General features: G+C 70.3%; 19 protein-coding genes. 4 read left to right on the top strand and 15 right to left on the bottom strand.

Features of this window, described 5'->3' with window-relative positions; genetic code table 11:
* Positions 1-34: 34 nt before the first annotated feature.
* Positions 35-2,080 carry an APC family permease gene (locus ACGFZQ_RS24180; protein ID WP_393842043.1) on the bottom strand — a complete coding sequence of 682 codons (2,046 nt, stop codon included), beginning with the start codon at positions 2,078-2,080 and terminating at the stop codon, positions 35-37.
* A 363-nt stretch (positions 2,081-2,443) separates the two neighbouring features.
* On the opposite strand from ACGFZQ_RS24180, the gene ACGFZQ_RS24185 reads away from it, so the two are divergent.
* Positions 2,444-3,115, top strand: coding sequence for a TrkA family potassium uptake protein (locus tag ACGFZQ_RS24185; protein ID WP_351325777.1), 672 nt, complete (start codon positions 2,444-2,446; stop codon positions 3,113-3,115).
* A complete protein-coding gene (locus tag ACGFZQ_RS24190; RefSeq protein ID WP_351710019.1) occupies positions 3,115-3,786 on the top strand; it encodes a TrkA family potassium uptake protein in 672 nt (223 codons plus the stop codon). The genes ACGFZQ_RS24185 and ACGFZQ_RS24190 overlap by 1 nt, the downstream gene beginning before the upstream one ends.
* A gap of 114 nt (positions 3,787-3,900) precedes the next feature.
* Here ACGFZQ_RS24190 and ACGFZQ_RS24195 read toward each other — a convergent pair whose 3' ends face one another.
* From ACGFZQ_RS24195 to ACGFZQ_RS24230, 8 genes are all read right to left on the bottom strand, one after another.
* Positions 3,901-4,656 carry a DUF3159 domain-containing protein gene (locus ACGFZQ_RS24195; RefSeq protein WP_393842044.1) on the bottom strand — a complete coding sequence of 252 codons (756 nt, stop codon included), beginning with the start codon at positions 4,654-4,656 and terminating at the stop codon, positions 3,901-3,903.
* A gap of 3 nt (positions 4,657-4,659) precedes the next feature.
* Positions 4,660-5,058 (bottom strand): OB-fold nucleic acid binding domain-containing protein, encoded by a 399-nt coding sequence (locus ACGFZQ_RS24200; RefSeq protein ID WP_351325771.1) that lies wholly within the window; start codon positions 5,056-5,058, stop codon positions 4,660-4,662.
* Between the two features lie 80 nt (positions 5,059-5,138).
* Entirely contained in the window at positions 5,139-5,825 is a 687-nt protein-coding gene (locus ACGFZQ_RS24205) for a response regulator (protein WP_351710013.1), read from the bottom strand.
* Positions 5,822-8,392 carry an ATP-binding protein gene (locus ACGFZQ_RS24210; RefSeq protein WP_393842045.1) on the bottom strand — a complete coding sequence of 857 codons (2,571 nt, stop codon included), beginning with the start codon at positions 8,390-8,392 and terminating at the stop codon, positions 5,822-5,824. The genes ACGFZQ_RS24205 and ACGFZQ_RS24210 overlap by 4 nt, the downstream gene beginning before the upstream one ends.
* A 158-nt stretch (positions 8,393-8,550) precedes the next feature.
* The gene (locus ACGFZQ_RS24215; RefSeq protein ID WP_393842046.1) at positions 8,551-9,717 is read right to left on the bottom strand and encodes an alginate lyase family protein; all 1,167 of its coding nucleotides are present in this window, start codon (positions 9,715-9,717) and stop codon (positions 8,551-8,553) included.
* A gap of 163 nt (positions 9,718-9,880) precedes the next feature.
* Positions 9,881-10,645, bottom strand: coding sequence for a DUF3710 domain-containing protein (locus tag ACGFZQ_RS24220; RefSeq protein WP_393842047.1), 765 nt, complete (start codon positions 10,643-10,645; stop codon positions 9,881-9,883).
* 1 nt (position 10,646) lies between these two features.
* Positions 10,647-11,210, bottom strand: a complete 564-nt coding sequence (dut, locus tag ACGFZQ_RS24225; protein ID WP_351728559.1) for a dUTP diphosphatase — start codon at positions 11,208-11,210, stop codon at positions 10,647-10,649.
* The gene (locus ACGFZQ_RS24230; protein ID WP_382541953.1) at positions 11,207-11,791 is read right to left on the bottom strand and encodes a PaaI family thioesterase; all 585 of its coding nucleotides are present in this window, start codon (positions 11,789-11,791) and stop codon (positions 11,207-11,209) included. Before ACGFZQ_RS24230 ends, dut begins: the two co-directional genes overlap by 4 nt.
* A 58-nt stretch (positions 11,792-11,849) precedes the next feature.
* Between ACGFZQ_RS24230 and ACGFZQ_RS24235 the strand changes: the two genes are divergently transcribed.
* Positions 11,850-12,311, top strand: coding sequence for a DUF3093 domain-containing protein (locus tag ACGFZQ_RS24235; protein ID WP_351728554.1), 462 nt, complete (start codon positions 11,850-11,852; stop codon positions 12,309-12,311).
* A 28-nt stretch (positions 12,312-12,339) separates the two neighbouring features.
* Here ACGFZQ_RS24235 and ACGFZQ_RS24240 read toward each other — a convergent pair whose 3' ends face one another.
* The 4 genes from ACGFZQ_RS24240 to ACGFZQ_RS24255 form a co-directional block, all read right to left on the bottom strand.
* Positions 12,340-13,257 (bottom strand): hypothetical protein, encoded by a 918-nt coding sequence (locus ACGFZQ_RS24240; protein WP_393842048.1) that lies wholly within the window; start codon positions 13,255-13,257, stop codon positions 12,340-12,342.
* Positions 13,258-13,270: 13 nt separating this feature from the next.
* Positions 13,271-13,567 carry a DUF4193 domain-containing protein gene (locus tag ACGFZQ_RS24245; protein WP_005481602.1) on the bottom strand — a complete coding sequence of 99 codons (297 nt, stop codon included), beginning with the start codon at positions 13,565-13,567 and terminating at the stop codon, positions 13,271-13,273.
* 401 nt (positions 13,568-13,968) lie between these two features.
* Positions 13,969-15,228, bottom strand: a complete 1,260-nt coding sequence (locus tag ACGFZQ_RS24250; RefSeq protein ID WP_351728550.1) for a HAMP domain-containing sensor histidine kinase — start codon at positions 15,226-15,228, stop codon at positions 13,969-13,971.
* Positions 15,229-15,233: 5 nt separating this feature from the next.
* The gene (locus ACGFZQ_RS24255) at positions 15,234-15,887 is read right to left on the bottom strand and encodes a response regulator transcription factor (RefSeq protein ID WP_351728548.1); all 654 of its coding nucleotides are present in this window, start codon (positions 15,885-15,887) and stop codon (positions 15,234-15,236) included.
* 416 nt (positions 15,888-16,303) lie between these two features.
* On the opposite strand from ACGFZQ_RS24255, the gene ACGFZQ_RS24260 reads away from it, so the two are divergent.
* The gene (locus ACGFZQ_RS24260) at positions 16,304-16,477 is read left to right on the top strand and encodes a hypothetical protein (protein ID WP_165939545.1); all 174 of its coding nucleotides are present in this window, start codon (positions 16,304-16,306) and stop codon (positions 16,475-16,477) included.
* 185 nt (positions 16,478-16,662) lie between these two features.
* Here ACGFZQ_RS24260 and ACGFZQ_RS24265 read toward each other — a convergent pair whose 3' ends face one another.
* Both ACGFZQ_RS24265 and ACGFZQ_RS24270 read right to left on the bottom strand, forming a co-directional pair.
* Positions 16,663-17,478 carry an inositol monophosphatase family protein gene (locus ACGFZQ_RS24265; RefSeq protein WP_351728546.1) on the bottom strand — a complete coding sequence of 272 codons (816 nt, stop codon included), beginning with the start codon at positions 17,476-17,478 and terminating at the stop codon, positions 16,663-16,665.
* Positions 17,479-17,486: 8 nt separating this feature from the next.
* Positions 17,487-18,614, bottom strand: coding sequence for a ferrochelatase (locus ACGFZQ_RS24270; RefSeq protein WP_393842049.1), 1,128 nt, complete (start codon positions 18,612-18,614; stop codon positions 17,487-17,489).
* Between the last annotated feature and the right edge of the window lie 68 nt (positions 18,615-18,682).

Below are 18,682 nucleotides of genomic sequence, written 5' to 3' on the forward strand. Positions count from 1 at the left end.
GGCCGACCGTGATCGCCGGGGCCCCGGGCCGCGGTCAGCCCCCGCTGTGCTCCTTCGGCCGGTGTTCGGCCGGCCCGCGCCGGACCGCGCCCGGTGCGTTCCAGTCCTGCCGCTTGCGGGCCCGGTTCCTCGCGACCTCCGAGGACTCCAGCTGGTAGGGCACCGAGGTCACCATGACACCCGGCGTGAACAGCAGCCGGCCCTTGAGGCGCAGGGCGCTCTGGTTGTGCAGCAGATGCTCGTACCAGTGGCCGACCACGTACTCCGGGATGATCACGGAGACCGCGTCCCGCGGGGACTGGGCGCGCAGGCCCTTGACGTACTCGATGATCGGCCGGGTGATCTCGCGGTAGGGCGAGTCGAGGACCTTCAGCGGCACGTCTATGCCGCGCCGCTCCCACTCCTCGCGCAGCGCCTTCGTCTCGGCCGGGTCGACGTTGACGGTGAGTGCCTCCAGGGTGTCCGAGCGCATCAGCTTGGCGTAGGCCAGGGCGCGCAGGGTGGGGCGGTGGATCTTGGAGACCAGGACGACCGAGTGCACGCGGGACGGCCGCACCACGTCGTCGTCCGGCTCCTCGGGGGCCGAGATCTCCTCGGAGACCCGGTCGTAGTGCTTACGGATGGCGGTCATCGTCGCGTAGAAGATGCACATGCCGAGCAGCGCCACCCAGGCGCCGTGCGTGAACTTCGTGACCAGGACGACGACCAGCACCAGGCCGGTGAAGAAGGCGCCGAACGCGTTGATCGCGCGGGAGCGGATCATGTGGCTGCGCTTGGCCGGGTCCTTCTCGGTCGCCAGGTGGCGGTTCCAGTGCCGGACCATGCCGGTCTGGCTGAGCGTGAAGGACACGAACACACCGACGATGTACAGCTGGATGAGGCGGGTCGAGTCGGCGCCGTAGATGACCACCAGCAGGGCGGCGGCGCCGGCGAGCAGCACGATGCCGTTGGAGAAGGCGAGGCGGTCGCCGCGAGTGTGCAGCTGGCGCGGCAGGTAGCGGTCCTGGGCGAGGATCGAGCCGAGCAGCGGGAAGCCGTTGTACGCGGTGTTCGCCGCCAGGAACAGGACCAGGGCGGTGGCGGCGGCGAGCAGGATGAACAGGAAGCTGCCCTTGCCGAAGACGGCCTCGGCGACCTGGGAGATCACCGGGTTCTGGACGTAGCCGGAGCCGATCGCGACGCCGTTGTGGAGCAGGTCGGTGGCCGGGTTCTCGGCCATGCGGACCTTGGTGACCATGGCGAGCGCGATGATGCCGCAGAACATGGTGACCGCCAGCAGACCCATCGCGGCCAGCGTGGTCGCCGCGTTCTTCGACTTGGGCTTGCGGAAGGCCGGGACGCCGTTGGAGATCGCCTCGACTCCGGTGAGCGCGGCACAGCCGGAGGAGAAGGCGCGCAGCAGCAGGAAGACCAGGGCGAAACCGGCCAGGCCCTGGTGCTCGGCCTTGATGTGGTAGTCGGCGGTGGGTGCCCGCATCGTGTCCCCGAGGACCAGGCCCCGGAACGCACCCCACGCGATCATGATGAAGACGCCGCCGACGAACACGTACGTCGGGATCGCGAAGAGCTTGCCGGACTCCTTCACCCCGCGCAGGTTCATCAGGGTCAGCAGCACGATCACGGTGACCGCGCAGAAGACCTTGTGCTCGACCACGAAGGGGATCGCCGAGCCGAGGTTCTCGATACCGGAGGCGATGGAGACGGCGACGGTCAGGACGTAGTCGACTAGCAGGGCGCTGGCGACGGTCAGGCCGGCCTTGTTCCCGAGGTTGGTGGTGGCGACCTCGTAGTCGCCGCCGCCGCTCGGGTAGGCGTGCACGTTCTGCCGGTAGGAGGCGACCACCGTGAACATCAGCACGACGACCGCGACCGCGATCCACGGACTGAAGTGGTACGCCGACACGCCCGCGATGGAGAGGACCAGCAAAACCTCCCCCGGCGCGTAGGCGACGGAGGACAGCGGGTCGGAGGCGAAGACGGGGAGTGCGATGCGCTTCGACAGGAGCGTTTCGCCCAGCCGGTCACTGCGCAGTGCGCGCCCGATCAGGATCCGTTTGGGCACGTCGGTCAGTTTGGACACGAGAGAGGATCGTAGGCCTTCCACCTGGCAGGTCTCCAGCCGCAGTGCAGGATCTGCCTCCCGAGTGAAAAAGGTGATGGCTGGAACTGCGGATTCCGCAGCTTACGCCCGATCCGTGCCTAGATGACAGACCCCAGCTGTCATCGCACTTCGGAGGTCTCATGCCCGCGACCGCAGAACTGATCGGTGCCGCGGTGACCCTCGTCGGGCTCGGAATCCTCACTGCCTGGAGCGTGCGCAGCATCACTCGGCGATGAGCGTGGCACAGGGGTGCCCGGCCGGGACGGTGCGTGTGTAGCTTGGGCCTCGGTCTGAGACCCTGATGGGGCTGAGCACTAACTTTTGGACACCGGAAGGACGGTCGTGCACATCGTCATCATGGGCTGCGGCAGAGTGGGTTCCGCTCTCGCCCAGACCCTGGAGCAACAGGGGCACACGGTCGCCGTGATCGACCAGGACCCCACCGCCTTCCGCAGGCTGGGCCCGGGGTTCGGCGGCCGCCGGGTCACCGGGGTCGGCTTCGACCAGGACACTCTGCGCGAAGCGGGCATCGAGGAGGCCGGCGCCTTCGCCGCCGTCTCCAGCGGTGACAACTCGAACATCATCTCGGCCCGGGTGGCCCGCGAGATGTTCGGTGTGGAGAACGTCGCGGCCCGCATCTACGACCCGCGCCGTGCCGAGGTCTACCAGCGCCTCGGCATCCCGACCGTGGCCACGGTCCGGTGGACCGCCGACCAGATGCTGCGCAGGCTGCTGCCCTCGGGCGCGGAGCCGCTGTGGCGCGACCCCACCGGCGGGGTCCAGCTCGCCGAGGTGCATGCCTCCCCGAAGTGGGTCGGCCACAAGATCAGCACGCTCCAGGAGGAGACCGGCGTCCGGGTCGCGTTCCTCACCCGGCTCGGTGAGGCGATGCTGCCCACCTCGCAGACGGTGCTGCAGGAGGGCGATCTGGTGCATGTAATGATGCGGACGGACGACGTCGACAAGGTCGAGGCCGCCTTCGCCGGGGGTCCGGAAGAGGAGAGCGGTCACTGATGAGGGTCGCCATTGCCGGAGCCGGCGCCGTCGGCCGCTCGATCGCGGGCGAGCTGCTGGAGAACGGCCACGAGGTCCTGCTGATCGACAAGGCCCCGACCGCCATCTCGGTCGAGCGGGTCCCGCAGGCGGAGTGGCTGCTCGCCGACGCCTGTGAGATCACCTCCCTGGACGAGGCGGCGCTGCAGCGCTGCAACGTCGTGATCGCCGCGACGGGCGACGACAAGGTGAACCTGGTCGTCTCGCTCCTCGCGAAGACGGAGTACGGCGTTCCGCGCGTCGTCGCCCGGGTCAACAACCCCAAGAACGAGTGGCTGTTCAACGAGGCCTGGGGCGTGGACGTCGCCGTCTCGACGCCCCGTCTGATGTCCGCCCTGGTCGAGGAGGCGGTGAGCGTCGGCGATCTGGTCCGGCTGCTCCGCTTCAGCCATGGCGACGCCAACCTGGTGGAGCTGACCCTGCCCGAGGAGTCGGCCCTGGCCGGCACCCAGGTCGGCGACGTGGAGTGGCCCGAGGACACCTCCCTGGTCACGATCATCCGGGGTACCCGGGTCCTCACCCCCTCGCGCGAGGACTCCCTGGAGGCGGGCGACGAACTCCTGTTCGTGGCCGCCCAGGCCCGCGAGGAACAGCTGGAGGACCTGCTGTCGGTACGACGGGAGGACGTCTGAGGCAGCGCGGGAAGGTCTGACGCGGCGCAGGAAGACAGGAAGCTCTGACGCGGCGCAGGAAGAAGGGCGCCCTCCGTAGCGGGGGGCGCCCTTCTCCCGTGTCCGGGTGTACGCCTACCTGCGGTGCCGTCCGCCGGTGGGTTCGCCGCTCTCCGCGGCCAGCGCGGCCTTGCGCTCCTCCTCGGCCTTCTCCTCCGCCTCCATCTCGGCGAAGACGTCGATCGGCGCCGGCGCCTTCGCCAGGAAGACCCAGGTGAGCCAGACGGCGAGCAGGAACGGCGGGATCTTCAGCGCGACCAGCACCCAGCCGAGCTGGGCCGTATTGGCCCACCAGTACAGCGGGAAGAGGATCGCGCACTTGGCGAGCAGGATCAGGCCCCAGGCCCAGCTGGCCTTGGCGTACGCCTTCTTGCGGCCGGGGTTGCGGGTGCGCCAGGAGAGGTTCTCCTTGAAGACCGGGCCGAGGATCAGGCCGATCAGCGGCACCCCGCACAGCGTGGTGATGATGTACGCCAGCGCCAGGCCCAGCGTGTAGAGCATGCCGGGCAGGTAGAAGTCCTTGGCGTTGCCGGTCATCATCGCGAAGACGACACCGAAGGCGACGCCGAAGACCCCGCTGAAGGCGTGCTTGACGGTGTCCCTCATGACCAGGCGGACCACGACCAGCGCCACGGAGACCGCGAGGGCGGCGATCGCCGACCAGTGCAGGTCCTTGTTGATGGTGAAGATCGTGACGAACAGCAGGCCGGGCAGCACCGTCTCGACCATGCCGCGCACGCCGCCGAAGGCCTCGAACAGCGCGGCCTCGGTCACCGCCCGCGCATCGTCCTTGGCCTGAGTGTCTTCGGTCGGCTTGTCGAGCGACGTCACCGGCTACTCCCTACCGAGGGGTCTCAGTTCGTACTTGGGGTTGAAAAGCACCCGGCGGCCCCGGCTCAGCGAGATCCGGCCCGATGCGATCAGCCTGCGCCCCGGTTCTATGCCCACGATGGAGCGCCTGCCGAGCCACACCACGTCCAGTGCCGCGGAGCCGTCGAACAGCTCGGCCTCCAGGGCCGGGACTCCGGCGCGCGGCCGCAGGGTGACCGTGCGCAAGGTACCAGTAACGGTGACGATCTGCCGGTCCTGGCAGTCGCCGATGCGGATGCAGCCCGCCGTGTCGGCGTCCTCGCGCAGCTCCTCGGACTCCAGGTCCTCCTGCGACGAGGACAGCCGGCCCAGCATGCGCCGGAACCGGCCGGCCGGCTTTTCGGAACGAGGAACAGCACTCATGTCTGAAGCGTACCGGGGCTCGCCGACACTGCCGTAGTCCAGCTCACGCCCGGGCCGGTTTCCCGAACCGGTCGCCCGGTTCACTTCTCGAACCGGTAACCCATCCCCGGCTCCGTGATGAAGTGCTTGGGGTGCGAGGGGTCCGCCTCCAGCTTCCGGCGCAGCTGTGCCATGTACACGCGCAGGTAGTTGGTCTCCGTCCCGTACGACGGCCCCCACACCTCCTGCAGCAGCTGCTTCTGGCTGACCAGCCGGCCGGTGTTGCGGACCAGCACCTCCAGCAGATGCCACTCCGTGGGGGTCAGCCGGACGTCCCGGCCGGCCCGGTTGACCTTCTTCGCGGCCAGATCGACGGTGAACCCCTCGGTCTCCACCAGCACGTCGTCCTCGCCGCCCCCGGCGACCGGCTCGGCACGGCGGACGGCGGCCCGCAGCCGGGCCAGCAGCTCGTCCATGCCGAAGGGCTTGGTGACGTAGTCGTCGGCGCCCGCGTCGAGCGCCTCGACCTTCTCGTCGGAGGAGTGGCGGGCGGAGAGCACCAGGATCGGCACCCGAGTCCAGCCGCGCAGCCCCTTGATCACCTCGACGCCGTCCATGTCGGGCAGGCCGAGGTCGAGGACGACCACGTCGGGGTGGCGGGAGGCGGCCAGTTCGAGGGCGGTACGGCCGTCGGGGGCCGCGTCGACCTCGTACTTGCGCGCCTTGAGGTTGATCACGAGGGCACGCACGATCTGCGGCTCGTCGTCGACCACGAGCACACGGGTCATGAGGCCTGCCTTTCCGGTTCTGCCGTGGCTTGTGCTGCCGCTTCCGCCACGGGTTCTGCTGCTGCGGTCACCGATCCTGCCGCGCGAAGGGTGAGGACCATGGTGAGGCCGCCACCGGGAGTGTCCTCGGCGTTGAGGGTGCCGCCCATCGCCTCGGTGAAGCCCCGGGCGACCGCGAGCCCCAGACCGACCCCGGCGCCGCGCGGAGCGTCACCGTAGCGCTGGAAGGGCTCGAATATGCGTTCTTTGGCATCGTCGGGCACGCCGGGCCCGCGGTCCACGACCCGCAGCTCCACCCGGTCGGCGATGGCGCTGGCGGACACGACGACCACACTGTCGGGCCGGCTGTACTTGACGGCGTTCTCGACCAGGTTGGCCACCGACCGCTCCAGGAGCCCGGCGTCGGCCTCGACCATGGGCAGGGTCTCGGGGACGTCCAGCTCGACGCTGCCCTCGTCCACCCCGACCAGCGCCATCGGGACCACCTCGTCCAGGTCGATCTCACGGACGATCGGGGTGACGGTGCCGGTCTGCAGGCGGGACATGTCGAGCAGGTTGCCGACGAGGTGGTCGAGCCGGTCGGCGCCCTCCTCGATGCCCTCGAGCAGCTCCGCCTGGTCCTCCTCGGACCACGCCACGTCGTCCGAGCGCAGCGACGACACCGCCGCCTTGATCCCGGCGAGAGGGGTGCGCAGATCGTGGCTGACGGCGGCCAGCAGGGCGGTACGGATCCGGTTGCCCTCGGCGAGCGCGCGGGCCTGCTCGGCCTCCTCCTGAAGCCGCCTGCGGTCCAGTACGACGGCTGCCTGGGCGGCGAAGGCGGCGAGCACCCGGCGGTCCTCGGCGGGCAGCACCCGGCCGGTCAGCGCGAGGGCCATGTGGTCGCCTATCGGCACGTCGACGTCGGCGTCCTCGGGCCGCTGGAGGGCGGGGCCGACACCGACGCGCCCGGCGCAGCTCCACGGCTCGACGTCGGCCGCCCGCTCCAGGAGGGCGGCGGACTCCATGCCGAAGGTCTCCCGCACCCGCTCGAGCAGCTCCTCCAGGCTGGTCTCGCCGCGCAGCACGTTGCCGGCGAGGAAGGAGAGGATCTCGGACTCGGCGCGCAGCCGGGCGGCCTGGTGGGTGCGCCGGGCGGCGAGGTCCACGACCGAGGCGACGGACAGCGCGACCCCGAAGAAGATCACGATGGCCACGATGTTCTTCGGATCGGCGATGGTCAGCCGGTGCAGGGGCGGGGTGTAGAAGTAGTTCAGCAGCAGGGACCCGAAGGCCGCCGAGGCCAGCGCCGGGAAGAGCCCGCCGAGCAGCGCGGCCGCGACCGTGAGGGTCAGGAAGAGCAGCATGTCGTTGGCGAGGCCGAGGCCGACGGTGTTCAGCAGCACCGCCAGGACGGCCGGGCCGGCCAGTCCGACCAGCCAGCCCGCGATGATCCGGCCCCGGCCGAGCCGGGCACCCCGGGCCACCGGCAGTCCGCGTCCCTTGCCTGCCTCGGAGTGGGTGACGATGTGGACGTCCAGGTCGGGTCCCGACTCGCGGGCGACCGTGGCGCCGACGCCGGGCCCGAGGACGTACTGCCAGGCCTTGCGTCGGGAGGAGCCGAGCACGATCTGGGTGGCGTTGACCCCGCGTGCGAAGTCGAGCAGGGCCGCGGGGATGTCCTCGCCGACGACATGGTGGAAGGTGCCGCCGAGGTCCTCGACCAGGGTGCGCTGGACGGCGAGTTCCTTCGGGGAGGCCGAGGTCAGGCCGTCGCTGCGGGAGATGTAGACGGCGAGGACCTCGCCGCCGGCGCCCTTCTCGGCGAGCCGCGCGGCCCGCCGGATCAGCGTGCGCCCCTCGGGGCCGCCGGTGAGCCCGACGACGATCCGCTCCCGCGAGCCCCAGATCGCGGAGACCCGGTGCTCGTTGCGGTACTGCTTCAGGTACTCGTCCACCCGGTCGGCCACCCACAGCAGCGCCAGTTCGCGCAGGGCGGTCAGGTTGCCCGGCCGGAAGTAGTTGGAGAGGGCCGCGTCGACCTTGTCCGACTGGTAGATGTTGCCGTGCGCCATGCGCCGGCGCAGCGCCTGGGGCGACATGTCGACCAGCTCGATCTGGTCCGCGCGCCGTACCACCTCGTCGGGCACGGTCTCGCGCTGGCGCACTCCCGTGATGGACTCGACGACGTCGCCGAGGGACTCCAGGTGCTGGATGTTGACGGTCGAGACGACGTCGATCCCGGCGGCCAGCAGTTCCTCGACGTCCTGCCAGCGCTTGGCGTTGCGGGAGCCGGGGATGTTGGTGTGGGCGAGTTCGTCCACCAGGGCGACGGCGGGGGCGCGGTGCAGCACGGCGTCCACGTCCATCTCCGTGAAGAGGGCGTCCCGGTACTCCAGCTCCCTGCGCGGGACCTGCTCCAGGCCGTGCAGCATCACCTCGGTGCGCGGCCGGTCGTGGTGCTCGACGAACGCGACCACGCAGTCGGTGCCGCGCTCCACCCGCCGGTGGGCCTCGGAGAGCATGGCGTAGGTCTTGCCCACACCCGGTGCCGCACCGAGATAGATCCGAAGCTTGCCGCGTGCCATGGCCCTATTGTCTTCCCGTAACTACCGCCTACGCAGCGTCGACCTTACGGCCAACAATCCCGGCGAACGGGACAGCGGACGGGGCAGCGGGCATCTTTGACGCAACTCTGATGTGCCCCGCGGCCCCCTCCGGGTGGGCCGCGGGGCACCTCGTCGGCTCAGTTGGGGTTGTCGCCGTGGGTGAGGGTCTCCCAGGCCACGAAGAGGTTGTTGGTGCCCGCGGGACGGTTGTTCTGGGTGAGCGTCTGGGTGTTGGTCATGGCGATGCCCAGCCGGTTGTGGAGGGCGTTGTAGCCGACCTCGGTGACGGGCCCGAGGCCGAGGGTCAGGGAGCCGCCGCAGAGCCAGCTGGGGACGGCGGTGCCCAACTGGTACTTGGACTGGAAGCCGAGCGCCTGCCGCAGCCGCTCGCCGACGTCCGTGCCGTACAGGTCGGTGCCCTGGATCCGGCTGGTCTCGGCGACGTGCGAGATCGAGGAGATGCCGTAGCCGGTGTGCGTGAAGTCCCGGCAGGTCTCCTGGGTGAGGCCGGTGACGAAGGTGGACTGGCCCTGCCAGTAGGAGACGATCTTGGCGGTGGTGTCGAGGTTCTGGCTGGGCACGGTCTTCGGCACCGACCCGTCGGAGGCCAGGTAGACATAGGCGGCCGTGCGGGTGCGGAACTTGGCCATGGCCGTGTCGTACGACGCCTTGTCCTCCAGGAAGACGGAGATGCCGACGGCGGCCTCCATCATCGTCAGCTCCCAGTTGCCGTTGGAGTTGGAGCCCTTGATGACGGTGGGGAGGTAGACGTTGCGCAGCATGGTGGCGAAGCGGGCCTCGTTCGCCCAGGTGCCGGTGTACGTGTACTTGATGATCTCGGCGGCCTTGGGCCAGGAGGAGCCGGCCCAGCCGGTCTGCAGGGGCGCGTTGCTGTTGGTGTGGCTGGTGATGGTGGCCGACCAGGCGTCCATGATCTGGATGGCCTTCTGGGCGTAGCGGGCGTCCTTGGTGATGTACCAGGCGAGGGCGTCGGTGTAGGCGGCGATCGCGTCCTCGCGCTCGTCGGTGCAGCCGTAGTTGGGGTTCGAGTACGACCCGCACTCGACCGTCGCTCTGGGTGCGGGCGTCCGGTTCAGGTCGGCGTACTTGCTCGCCATCATCTGGTCGTAGGCCGCCTTCCAGGGCTGGGCGCCGGCCAGTACCTCGGTGCGGGCGAAGTCCAGCTGGGCCCTGGAGACGGTGACTCCGGGATGGACGAAGGTGGCGGGGGCGGCCTGGGCCGGCCAGGAGAGGGCTCCGACGACGAGGGCGACGACGGCCGCGAGGAGTCCGGTTCTGCGCATACCTGAAGGCCTCTCGTTCATGTGGGTGAACGTGAAGCGCCTTTATGAACGGCGCGTTGAGCCGTGACCGTAGGTACAGACCAATGCGCCGTCAAGGGGGTGCGCACACAAAAGAGCCGCACCCCGAAGGGTGCGGCTCACGAACGGCTCTCCCGCGGATCGCCTAGCGGACCTCGGTGATCTCCGGTCCGCGCTGGAGCTGGCCCATGCCGCCGGAGAAGCGCGAGGACTCCTCCTGCTGCTGGACGCCCTCGGGGACCATCTGGGCGTCGTTCGGCAGCTTCAGGACGATCGGGTCGCGGGGGGCCATCGGACCCTCGCCGCGGACGACGACGGTGTCCCGGAAGATCTGCTCCAGGAGCCCGGCGGCCTGCGGCTGCACCGCGCCCTGCCCGGAGATCACCCCGCGCAGGAACCAGCGGGGACCGTCCACACCGACGAACCGCACGACCTGGAAACCGCCCGTGCCGTCCGGCAGCTGCACCGGCACCTGGGCACGCAGCTCCCAGCCCAGCGGACCCTCGACCTCGTCGACGATGCCGCCCTGCTGGGTGATGCCGGAGCCGATCTCCTCCCGCACCTCACCCCAGATGCCCTCGCGCTTGGGCGCGGCGAAGGCCTGCAACTGCACGGCACTGTCCTTGAGCACCACGGTCGCCGCGACGATCGCGTCACCCGCGACCTCGACCCGCAGCTCCATGCCGTCGACGCCGGGCACGAACAGCCCGCCGAGATCCACCCGGCCCTCGCCCGGCTCGCGCACCTCGGAGTCGTCCCACGGCCCGTCGGGCCGGGGCTCCGGTTCCAGGCGTACGCGCTCGCGCCCGCCCTCTTCCTCGTCCGCCTCGGTGCCGACGCTGTCGACGACCTGCTCGGCCTCGCCGGCCGCGTCCTCGGCGGCACCCTTCTTGTTGCGACGTCCGAACACGTCACTGTCCTTCCCGGTCGGATACGACCGAAGCGTATCGATTCCCACCCGTCCGGCCGCCGTCGGCGGCCTGACCGCTTGTGCCGCTCACGTCGCCCACCGCGGCATGCCCGCCGGTGGACCCGAAGCCCCCCTCGGCCCGCGCCGAGCCGGGAAGCTCCGCCACCTCCTGGAAGCGGACCTTCTCGACCTGCTGGACGACCAGTTGGGCAATCCGGTCGAAGCGCTCGAACCGCACAGCCTCGCGCGGGTCGAGATTCACCACGATCACCTTGATCTCCCCACGGTACCCGGCATCAATCGTCCCCGGGGCATTCACGAGGGCCACACCGCACCGGGCGGCGAGCCCCGAACGAGGGTGTACGAAGGCCGCGTACCCATCCGGGAGGGCGATCGACACCCCTGTGGGCAGTACGGCCCGTTCGCCGGGCTTCAGCTCGCACGCCTCGGTGGTACGCAGATCGGCTCCCGCGTCACCGGGGTGCTCGTACGCCGGAAGCGGTACGCCGGGGTCGACGCGGCGGATGAGCACGTCGAGCGGGCTCACTGGGGATGCGGGGTTCACGGGTTCACCTCGAAGGCGCGAGTGCGCCGGATCTGGTCCGGGTCGTTCATGGCGGCCTTGATCTCTTCCTCGCGGCCGTTGTCGACGAAGTGCTCGACCGGTACCTCCACGAAGAGGGCGTCGGCACGGACGGCGACGGGCCCGCCGGGGCCGTCCAGGCACCCGGTGGCGGTCGAGTAGATCTTCCGGCCGGCCACCGCGACGACCTCGGCCGCCAGGTACAGCGTGGTGCCCACGGGCACCGGCCGCACGAAGTCGGTCTCCAGCCGGCCGGTGACGGCGATCTTCCGCAGCAGCCAGTTCAGCGAACCGAGCGTCTCGTCGAGAGCGGTGGCGAGGACACCGCCGTGCGCGAGGCCCGGGGCGCCCTGGTGGGCGGCCCGCACGGTGAACTCGGCGGTGAGGGAGACCCCCTCGCCGGCCCGCACCTCCAGATGCAGCCCGTGCCCGTGCTCGCGGCCGCACCCGAAACACTGTTCGTAGTGCGCGCCGATGAGCTCGCCGGGCGCGGGAGCGTCGGGATGCCGCACCGGTTTCCGGGCACTGGCGGGAGGCTGAAGAGCTGCGGAACTACCACTCACAGCCGCAGACCTTACCCGCGCGTCCGGTGAATCCGGACACCGTGCCAAGCTTGGCTTCATGCAGCTTTCCGCCACCCCGTACGAAGAACGCCTCACGGCCCCCCGGTCGTGGTGGTTCCTCAGCTTCCTGATCGGCGTCTCGTGCGCCCTGGTCCTGCTTCCCTTCGGCACTCTGCCGACGCTGGGCGGCCTGGTGGGCGGCACGGCGGCGGCAGCGGTGGTGGCCAGTTCGTACGGCTCCCCGCGCATCCGGGTGGTGGGCGACTCGCTGATCGCGGGCGAGGCGAAGATCCCGGTGTCCGCCCTGGGCGCGTCCGAGGTCCTGGACCCGGAGGAGGCGCGCGCCTGGCGCACGTACAAGGCCGACGTCCGCGCCTTCCTCCTGCTGCGGGCCTACATCCCCAGGGCCCTGCGCGTGGAGGTCACGGACCCGGCGGACCCGACGCCGTACCTGTACCTGTCGACGCGGGAGCCGGAGGCTCTGGCGGCGGCGATCGAGGCCGCCAAGAAGGCCCAGTAGGTCCGGTAGATCTCTCCGCCGGCCGGCGTCAGCCCCCGAGGTCCTCCGGCAGCTCGGCGATCGGCAGTGGCTCCGCCGGCTTCTCCAGCGGCGGCAGCTCGGGCAGTTCCTCCCACGGCACCTGGATCTTTCTCAGGTCCGCCCGGATCCGCGCGGCGAGCTTCTTGGTGTCCCGGCGGTTCATGACCGCGCCCACCGCTGCGCCCACCATGAACGGCATCAGGTTGGGCAGGTCCCGCACCATCCGCTTCATGATCTGCTGGCGCAGCTCGCGCTTCATGTGCCCGCCGAGGGCGCCGTTGATCGTCGACGGCTTCATCACGTCGATCCCGCGCTCCCCCGACCAGGAGGACAGATACGCGGTGCTGCGGGCCTTCAGGTTCCCCGGCGGCCGCACGCCGTAGACCTCGTGGAGCTCGGCGATCAGCTTCAGCTCGATCGCCGCGACCCCGGTGATCTCCGCGGCCAGCTCGGTCGGCATCGCCGGCGGCACCGGCAGCATCGCCGCCGCGCCGACCCCGGCCCCGACCGCCGAGGTCGCACCCGCCGCGCCCGCCACCAGCTTGTCGGCGAGCTGCTCCGGTCCCAGGTCCGGGAACTGCCGGCGCAGGGTCGCGAGGTCGCGTACGGGGACACGAGGGGCGATCTCGATGATCCGGTCCGCGAGGTGGGCCAGCCCCGCTCGCGCCCGGCTGCCGCCCTTGCGGGCGCCTTCCCGGGCCAGATTCACGGCCCTGTCACGGATGACCCCGGCCCGTCGCCGTGCGACGGGCGCGGGCTGGTCCGCCGGCGCCGGGAGGTCGCCCCGGTCGGCCGCCGGTTCGAGCGAGGCTCCCGGATCGGATGAGCCTCGCTCGTCGTCACGCGCGCGTGGGCCGTCGGACGGCCCCGAGTCCGCTCCCGGAAGAGAGAAGCGGCGCCTCCGAGGTGGGGTCGAGCCAGTCATGCCCGACCCCTCCTCAGTCGCAGTCGCGGCAGATCGGCTGACCGTTCTTCTCGCGGGCCAGCTGGCTGCGGTGGTGCACCAGGAAGCAGCTCATGCAGGTGAACTCGTCCTGCTGCTTGGGCAGCACCCGGACGGCCAGCTCCTCGTTCGAGAGGTCCGCGCCGGGCAGCTCCAGGCCTTCGGCGGCCTCGAACTCGTCTACGTCCACTGCGGACGTGGACTTGTCGTTCCTCCGAGCCTTCAGCTCTTCAAGGCTGTCCGAGTCGACGTCATCGTCGGTCTTGCGTGGAGTGTCGTAATCGGTTGCCATGTCGCTCTCCCCCTCTGGGTGTCTGCGGTGTCTCCAGCGCACGTAACGCGTGAGAGGCCGGACTTGTGCCCGACCCGAGGCGGAGATTTTGCCTCACATCAAGGTCTGTTACTCAATCGACACCCAACCGGATCCCCCAAGAGTGATCGGGTTGAATGGCGATGGGGACCGTACACGGTTCTCACGAGACACCTCAAAGGCGCCTCACCCTGTACTTCCCGTGATCAAGACCCCTGAAAACAGGGATTTTCCCGGCTTTATTCCCCTAGCCATGATCACGGAGAGTATATGGCCGGAAAACCGCCCCTGTGATCGATCACACAAGGGGTACCACGCCACGCCGATAGAAAATTCCGCGCAAAGCGAACATCCTCCGGGTGTGTCGCGATCTTGTAACGGCATCAGATCGGCAGGGTGACCCTCATCACGAGCCCACCGCCCTCACGGGGCTGGGCCGCGATATGGCCGCCGTGCGCCCGGGCCACGGACCGGACGATGGACAGACCGAGGCCGACACCCTTGTCGCTGCCCGTGCGCTCGGTACGGAGCCGCCTGAAGGGCTCGAACAGGTTGTCGATCTCGTACGCCGGCACCACCGGGCCGGTGTTAGAGACGGACAGTACCGCCTGGCCGTGCTGGATGTCGGTGTCGACCTCGACCCAGCCGTCCTCGGGCACGTTGTAGCGCACCGCGTTCTGCACCAGGTTCAGCGCGATCCGCTCCAGCAGGACGCCGTTGCCCTGCACGACCGCCGGCTTCCGCACGCCCCGGATGGTCACGCCCTTGGCCTCCGCCTCGGCATGCACCTGGTCGACGGCCTGGGTGGCCACCTCGGCCAGGTCGACCGGTTTGCGCTCGACGATCTGGTTGTCGCTGCGGGCGAGCAGCAGCAGGCCCTCCACGAGCTGCTCGCTGCGTTCGTTGGTGGCCAGCAGGGTCTTGCCGAGCTGTTGCAGCTCCACGGGCGCACCCGGGTCCGAAAGGTGCACCTCCAGGAGCGTGCGGTTGATCGCCAGCGGTGTGCGCAGCTCATGGGAGGCGTTGCCGACGAAGCGCTGCTGGGCGGTGAAGGCCCGCTGCAGCCGCTCCAGCATGTCGTCGAAGGTGTCCGCGAGCTCCTTGAGCTCGTCGTCCGGGCCGTCCAGCTCGATCCGGCGGGACAGGTCCGAGCCGGCCACCGCACGGGCGGTGCGGGTGATCCGGCCGAGCGGGGACAGCACCCGTCCGGCCATCGCGTAGCCGAACGCGAAGGCGATCACGGCGAGGCCCAGCAGGGCCAGCAGCGAACGGCTCAGCAGGTCGTCCAGGGCCGCCTGGCGCTGGTGGTCCACGCACTGGGCGATCGCGTTGTTGAAGTCCGGCAGCGGCACGCTGGACGTGGCGCTGGCCATGTTGATCGCGGGGCAGTTGTCACTGGAGACCTGGAGCGCCGAGAATTTGACGATCTTGAACAGCGGCTGGTTGCCGGTGCTGATCGCCTGTGCCGCGAGCAGGTAGATGATCGAGAGCAGCAGGATGCCTGCGATCAGGAACATGCCGCCGTACAGCAGCGTGAGCCGTATGCGGATGGTCGGGCGCAGCCACGGGAAGACGGGCTGTGGTCTCCGGGGGTCCCAGGTGGGCTTGGGGGGTGCCTGCGGAGGTGCGGGAGTGGTGGCCACGGTCATCAGATCCGGTAACCCGAGCCGGGGACGGTGACGATCACCGCGGGCTCGCCCAGCTTGCGGCGCAGCGTCATCACGGTCACCCGCACGACGTTGGTGAAGGGGTCCGTGTTCTCGTCCCAGGCCTTCTCCAGGAGCTGCTCGGCGGAGACCACGGCGCCCTCGCTGCGCATCAGCACCTCCAGGACCGCGAACTCCTTGGGCGCGAGCTGGACCTCCTTGCCGTCGCGGAAGACCTCGCGGCGGTTCGGGTCGAGCTTGATGCCGGCGCGCTCCAGGACCGGGGGCAGCGGCACGCTGGTACGGCGGCCGAGGGCGCGCACGCGCGCGATCAGCTCGCTGAACGCGAAGGGCTTGGGAAGGTAGTCGTCGGCGCCGATCTCCAGCCCCTCCACGCGGTCGCTGACGTCGCCGGACGCGGTGAGCATCAGCACGCGCGTGGGCATGCCGAGCTCGACGATCCGGCGGCAGACGTCGTCGCCGTGCACGAGGGGGAGGTCACGGTCGAGGACGACCACGTCGTAGTCGTTGACGCCGATGCGCTCCAGGGCGGCCGCACCGTCGTACACGACGTCGACGGCCATGGCCTCCCGGCGCAGTCCGGTGGCCACCGCATCGGCGAGCAGTTGCTCGTCCTCGACGACGAGTACGCGCACGTCGCTGTCCTTCCGCTGTCCACCCGCGTAGCGCGCACCGGCGTACGTGGGCAGGGGTCTCCATGGGGTGTGTGGCCTCCATCCTGCCCTTTTCGGCCATAAGTCGGCAGTAAGACGGGGGCTGGGGCAGCAGGATCGGCGGCGCCGGGCGGGAATGCGAGATTTTCTCTTCCGGTTGAGGTTTCCACGGAAGGGAGCGGGGGGAGGACGGCATGTACACCCCGCGATCACGCTCTGCATGTGCCGCAGCACCATGCGGTACGTACGTCGCCGCTACAGCAGAGTGGACGATGGGGGTGTCCGGCACCGTCGCCGCCCAGCTGGGCAGCGCTGGGCACCCGCGAGAGACGTGATCGCCCCTTCCAACGGCACACCCCCGTGCCACCGACCCACGACCCAGGACGAGGGGGCGCAGCATGGACGCATTCACCACAGGACTTCTGCAGCGCATAAAGGCGACCGAGTCCGACATCACCCGGGCTCGTGACGAGGGCGACGACTTCCTCGTCGAAGTGGAACAGGCCGAGCTCGACGACCTGCGCCGCCTCGCCGCCGAACACGGCGTGGAAGTCGGCGCGACCAGCGTCTGACAGTCCACCAGCAGCAGCTCACCGGCACAGGAGCAGGGCCCCGGCGAATCCAGCGCCGGGGCCCTGCTCATGCCTTGACCACTACCCACCGCAACGACGTTCGATTCCCCACCAGGCGAAAAGAACCCAGGCCCCCCTACCCCCACACCACTCCCAGCAGCCCCTCCAGCCCGAACGTCAAGGGCTCAGTCGTGCCAGGCCCCGAAGTCGTCCAGTAGGTGCTGGAGCGGCTCGAAGACGCCCGGGGTGGCCGCGATCGTCAGGGCACGGGACGGGGGTTCTCCGGGGCGGCCGCCCGTGAGCGCGCCGGCCTCTCTCGCGATCAGGTCGCCCGCGCCCCAGTCCCACGCGTTCAGTCCGCGCTCGTAGTACCCGTCCAGCCGGCCGCCGGCCACGTCGCACAGGTCGATCGCCGCCGACCCGCTCCGGCGTACGTCGCGGAGCAGCGGGATCAGCCGGGCGGCGACCTCGGCCTGGTGGGTGCGGACCTCCGTCACGTAGTTGAAGCCGGTCGACACCAGCGCCTGCTCCAGCGGCGCGGCCGCACGGCAGGTCAGCCGCCGCTCACCCGCCCACGCCCCGGTCGCCCAGGCTCCGCCGCCCCGCACCGCGTGGTACGTCTCGCCGCGCATCGGCGCCGCCACGACCCCGGCCACGGTCTCGCCGTCCTGTTCGGCCGCGATGGAGACCGCCCAGGTCGGCAGCCCGTACAGGTAGTTGACCGTGCCGTCGAGCGGGTCGATCACCCAGCGGATCCCGCTCGTGCCCTGCGTCGACGCGCCCTCCTCCCCGAGGAAGCCGTCGTCGGGGCGGTGTCCGGAGATCAGGTCGGTGATCAGCTTCTCCGCCGCGATGTCCATCTCGGTCACGACATCGATCGGGCTGGACTTGGTCCGGGCCACGGCGAGGTCGGCCGGGCGGCCGTCCCGCAGCAGCTCGCCCGCGCGGGCGGCCGCCTCCCGGGCGAGCTTGAGCAGGTCGGTGTGCAGGGCGTCGGTCACGGGGCTCCTCACGCGTACGGGCTGTCGGCGCCGGCCGCGGCCGGCCGGGGGGCACGGGCCGGGCAGCAGCCGACCGGGCACAGGTGGTGGCTCGCGCCCAGCGCGCCCAGCGCGCACGGCGTGACCTCCCGCCCGCTCTCCACGGCCGCGCGCTCCAGGACCAGCTCACGGATCGCGGCGGCGAACCGCGGGTCGTCCCCGACGGTCGCGGACCGTCGTACCGGCAGGCCCAGCTCCCCGGCCTTGGCCGTGGCCTCCGTGTCGAGGTCGTAGAGGACCTCCATGTGGTCGGAGACGAAGCCGATGGGGGCCATGACGACGGCCGGGACCCCCGCGCCGTGCAGCGCCTCCAGGTGGTCGCAGATGTCGGGCTCCAGCCACGGGATGTGCGGGGCGCCGGAGCGGGACTGGTAGACGAGCCGCCAGGGGTGGTCGATGCCGGTGCGCTCGCGGACCGCGTCGGCGATCAGCTGGGCCACGTCCAGGTGCTCCTCGACGTACGCGCCGCCCTCGCCGTGCGTCTCGACCGGGCCGGAGGTGTCGGCGCTCACGGTCGGGATGGAGTGGGTGGTGAACGCGATGTGGGCGCCCGCGCGGACGTCCTCGGGGAGGTCGGCGAGGGACGCGAGGACCCCGTCGGTCATCGGGTCGAGGAAGCCGGGGTGGTTGAAGTAGTGCCGCAGCTTGTCAATCTTCGGGAGTTCGAGGCCCTCGGCCGCCAGCGCGGCCAGCGAGTCCGCGAGGTTCTCGCGGTACTGGCGGCAGCCCGAGTAGGAGGCGTAGGCGCTGGTGGCGAGCACCAGGATGCGGCGGCGGCCGTCGGCGACCATCTCGCGCAGGGTGTCCGTCAGGTACGGCGCCCAGTTGCGGTTGCCCCAGTAGATCGGCAGGTCCAGGCCGTGCTCGGCGAAGTCCTTGCGCAGGGCGTCCAGCAGGGCGCGGTTCTGGTCGTTGATCGGGCTGACCCCGCCGAACAGGAAGTAGTGCTGCCCGACCTCCTTGAGACGTTCCTTCGGGATACCGCGCCCGCGCGTCACGTTCTCCAGGAACGGGACCACGTCGTCCGGGCCTTCCGGGCCGCCGAAGGAGAGCAGGAGCAGGGCGTCGTAGGGGGTGGCATCGAGCGCGTCTGACATGTGCCGATCCTGCCACCCGGCGCTGACGGCCCGGAAACAGGAGCGTGAAGAGTCGGATTCGGGAGGTT

The organism is Streptomyces sp. NPDC048254 (assembly GCF_043201895.1).
Lineage (GTDB): Bacteria > Actinomycetota > Actinomycetes > Streptomycetales > Streptomycetaceae > Streptomyces.